Origin of the sequence: Mycobacterium sp. (assembly GCF_035653355.1) — a bacterium.
Classification (GTDB): Bacteria; Actinomycetota; Actinomycetes; order Mycobacteriales; family Mycobacteriaceae; genus Mycobacterium.
Genome location: NZ_DASRBZ010000374.1, coordinates 1 through 3,242, shown reverse-complemented (window position 1 = coordinate 3,242; position 3,242 = coordinate 1). Strand labels below are relative to the sequence as shown.

Genomic DNA, 3,242 nt, shown 5'->3' with positions numbered 1-3,242 from the left:
CCGGCCCGGGCGGGAGGCAAGCTGCTGGAGGCGCTCAGCCAGCGGTTGCTGCGTTCGAGCTTCTCGGCGATTCTCGCCGCCTGCGCGAAGGCGCTGGAAACCTAGGCGATACGGCGATGCTGTCACAGGCCGCCGAGGTCGTCGGGCACGTCGACGGCGTTCTCACGCAGCGCCTCCAACGGCACCACGTCCAGGGTTCGCTCGTGGGTACAGGCCAGCACCACCGGGGCGGCGCAGCCGTCGCGGTAGGCCAAAAGCCAATTCCTTGCGGTGACGCACCAGCGGTCGCCCGGGGTGAGGCCAGGGAACGAGTACTCCGGCCTGGGCGTCACCAGATCGTTGCCGATCGAGCGCTGGTGTCGCAAGAACTCGGCGGTCACCACGGCGCAGATGGTGTGCAGGCCGAGGTCCTCCGGGCCGGTCGAGCAGCAGCCGTCCCGGTAGAAGCCGGTGAGCGGGTCGGTGCCGCACGGTTCCAGCGCGCCGCCCAGCACGTTGCGGTCAGCCATCGGCACCAGTATCCCCTTGGGCGCTGCGGGATCTCCCGCCGTCCAAAAGTTAGGCGGGAAGCCCCTTCTTGATCGCGGCGTCCTGTTGTTGCCCCACGTCGTTGATGAACTCCGGCGGCGCGGGCACGCCGGCGGGGCCGTCGAATTGGAGGGTGACAAACGTCCTGCCCTCGGTGAACAGCAACACCGTCACGCCCTTGGATTTATCGGGTGCGTCTCCCGAGATCGTCACACCGCCGGTCCCGATGTTCGTTGCGGCGGGCTTTCCGGTGATGCCCCCGGGCGGCGCGCCCTTCGCCGCGTTAAGGGCGTTCGCCGCTGCGGCGGGATTCGGCAGGACCTCGATGGTGTCGTGGATGACGTGGCTGCTGTCGTCGTCGCTGAATGTCGTTGCGGCACCGGGCTTGCCGTTCGGGTCCTGGATCGGCGGGCTGGCTTTGAAGGTCACGGGTGCCTTGATGTCTGCGGCGCTGATCAGCAGCCGGGTGTAGCCGCTCGGTTGTGTCGCCGCTGAGCTGTGGCTGGTGGTGCGGGTGCTCGAGGCGGTTGGACTCGCGGGCTTCGACGTCGAATGGCTCCCGCAGCCGGCCGATGCTCCGACCAGCATGGCCGCCGCGGTAAGTCCTGCCATCGCGATCACGGAAGTCCTCATCCCCGGCCCTCCTGTTCCGCGAAATCGCCGCACATGCGACGCCGAGCAACTATATCGCCCGACAGCAGTTCGTCTTTTTGGTCAGCCGAATACCGAGCTCGATCGGCCGCTACTCGGCGTCGGCAGGGTCGAGCAGCTGCACCTCCTCGAGGTCCATCTCCGCTTGCAACTCGCGCAGGACGATGTCATCGATGCGGTTTTGGTCACGTAGCTCGGTGACGGCCCGGCGCCGGTATTGCAGCACGCCAAGGCGTACCCGCCGAATCAGATCGTTGCGCTCGGCGGCGTCATTGGGCGCCGAGCCGTCGGCATTCGCCATGACCAGCGCGGCCTGTTCTTCGTACTCCTTTTGCAGACGCCTCAGCAGCTCCGGGCTCGCCCCGAGTTCACCGGCGACTCGCGGCAACGCTTGCAGGGCCGCTTCGGCGCTGCACGTGCGGGCCAGTTGCAATTCGCCTGCGTGCCTGGCGTCTTGGGGCATCCGGGCCCACCGAACGACCAGAGGCAATGTGCTTCCCTGCACCAAAACGGTCACCAGGATCACGGCCGATACGACGAAGATGATCAGGTTGCGGTCGGGGAAGGGGGCGCCGCTGCGAGTGGTCAGCGGGACGGCCAGGGCGGCGGCAAGCGATACCGCGCCGCGGAATCCAGCCCAGCTGGATACCGTGCGCTGGCGCCAGTCGACGCGGCGCGCGCGCTGCACCGCGCGCCGGTCCAGGGCGCGAATCAACACGGTGGTGATTTCCATCCAGGCAAACCGGGTCGCGATGACGACGCCGGTGACCGCCAGGGCCAGCAATGCGGCGTGGCGAAGTCCGCCGTCGATGCCGGCGATGCCCCGCACCGCCCCCGGGAGCTGCACACCGACGAACACCCAAAGCGAACCGTTGATCAGAAACGTCGACATGTCCCAGAAGGCGAAGGCCTGCAAGCGAGAGCGGGCCCGGATCACCCGCGGCCCGACATAGGTGAGCACGAGGGCGGCCACCAGGACGGCGACGACGCCGCTGCAGCGGATGCTTTGGGCCAGCAGGAACGCCGCGAACGGGGTCAGGATGCTCAGCGCTCCCTCTTCGAGCGGCGCGTCGAGTCGGCGGCGCAACAGTGTCACCGTCCAGCCGACCAGCAGCCCGGCGGCGATACCTCCGAGATAAGACCCGACGAACCGGCCGACCAGGGCGGCCGGACCGATCGCGGGGCTGCCAGTCGCGACCGCGACGGTGACGGCGAACAGCACGAGCGCGGTGCCGTCGTTGATGATGCTCTCGGCGCGCAGCACGGTCAGCGGCCGGCGCGGCAACCGCTTGGCCAAGCCGGCTACGGCGGCAGCGTCGGTCGGGGAGAGCACAGCCCCAAGGACCGCCGCGGCGTGCGACTCCATCCCCATCGCGCGCGCCGTCCACGACACCGCCACCGCGGTGGCGATCACCAGGCCGATGCTGATCAGCACGATGACCCGCAGGTTGGCGCGGATCTCGCGAAAGCTGGTGTTCATGCTCTCCCAGTAGAGGATCGCCGGCAGGAACAGCAGCAGCACGAGTTCCCCGTCGAGGTGCGTCTGACCGAAACGCGGGATCAGTCCCAGCAGTGCGCCCAACAGGATCAGCAATACCGGCGGGCCGACTCGATAGCGCTTGCCCAGGACCGTTCCCACGATCACCGTGGCAACCAGCGCAACGACTACAACAAGCCCGAACACCAGCACATCCTGTCGTACCGGCTTGAGCTCCTTCCCAGCAGCTGTTAAATAGACTGCTTGGTTTAATCCGCGGCCGGGGTGTTCATTGAGCCGGTGGCCGCAGCCGGGGCTTTGCGCAACGACAGGTCGGCGGGCACCCGGGAGGCGATCTTATCCGCGGCTGAGCGGCTGTTCGCCGAGCGGGGCATGTACCCCCGGGCCTAGGCTTTGTACGTGCTCTTGAAGTGGCCGCTGACGGGCCGCGTGGAGGAGAACCAGATCATTGACGGCGCTCTGTCAGCGCCCGATTCATCGGGAATCGTGGTGTGCGGGGCTGCCGGGGTGGGTAAGACCCGTATCGCACGTGAAGCGCTCGCATGCGTCGCGTCCAAGGGGTGGG

3 protein-coding genes and 1 pseudogene are annotated in these 3,242 nt (G+C 67.8%); 1 reads left to right on the top strand and 3 read right to left on the bottom strand.

The genetic code is table 11. From position 1 onward, the window contains the following. Positions 1–122 precede the first annotated feature (122 nt). The 3 genes from VFA16_RS12970 to VFA16_RS12960 all read right to left on the bottom strand — a co-directional run bounded on the left by VFA16_RS12970 (position 123) and on the right by VFA16_RS12960 (position 2,863). On the bottom strand, positions 123–509 hold the full coding sequence (locus VFA16_RS12970) for a DUF2237 domain-containing protein (protein WP_324968201.1): 387 nt from the start codon (positions 507–509) through the stop codon (positions 123–125). A gap of 49 nt (positions 510–558) precedes the next feature. Then, complete coding sequence (locus VFA16_RS12965) at positions 559–1,161, bottom strand: hypothetical protein (RefSeq protein ID WP_324968200.1); 603 nt, start codon at positions 1,159–1,161, stop codon at positions 559–561. Between the two features lie 109 nt (positions 1,162–1,270). Next, positions 1,271–2,863, bottom strand: coding sequence for a Na+/H+ antiporter (locus VFA16_RS12960; RefSeq protein WP_324968199.1), 1,593 nt, complete (start codon positions 2,861–2,863; stop codon positions 1,271–1,273). 78 nt (positions 2,864–2,941) lie between these two features. Between VFA16_RS12960 and VFA16_RS12955 the strand changes: the two are divergent. Further along, positions 2,942–3,055 (top strand): annotated as a pseudogene (locus tag VFA16_RS12955) (TetR family transcriptional regulator); the annotation flags it as partial. Between the last annotated feature and the right edge of the window lie 187 nt (positions 3,056–3,242).

What these genes read in the sequence shown, in the direction of transcription:
- VFA16_RS12970 (WP_324968201.1), bottom strand. Translation starts at nt 509, where the DNA reads ATGGCTGACCGCAACGTGCTGGGCGGCGCGCTGGAACCGTGCGGCACC.
- VFA16_RS12965 (WP_324968200.1), bottom strand. Translation starts at nt 1,161, where the DNA reads ATGAGGACTTCCGTGATCGCGATGGCAGGACTTACCGCGGCGGCCATG.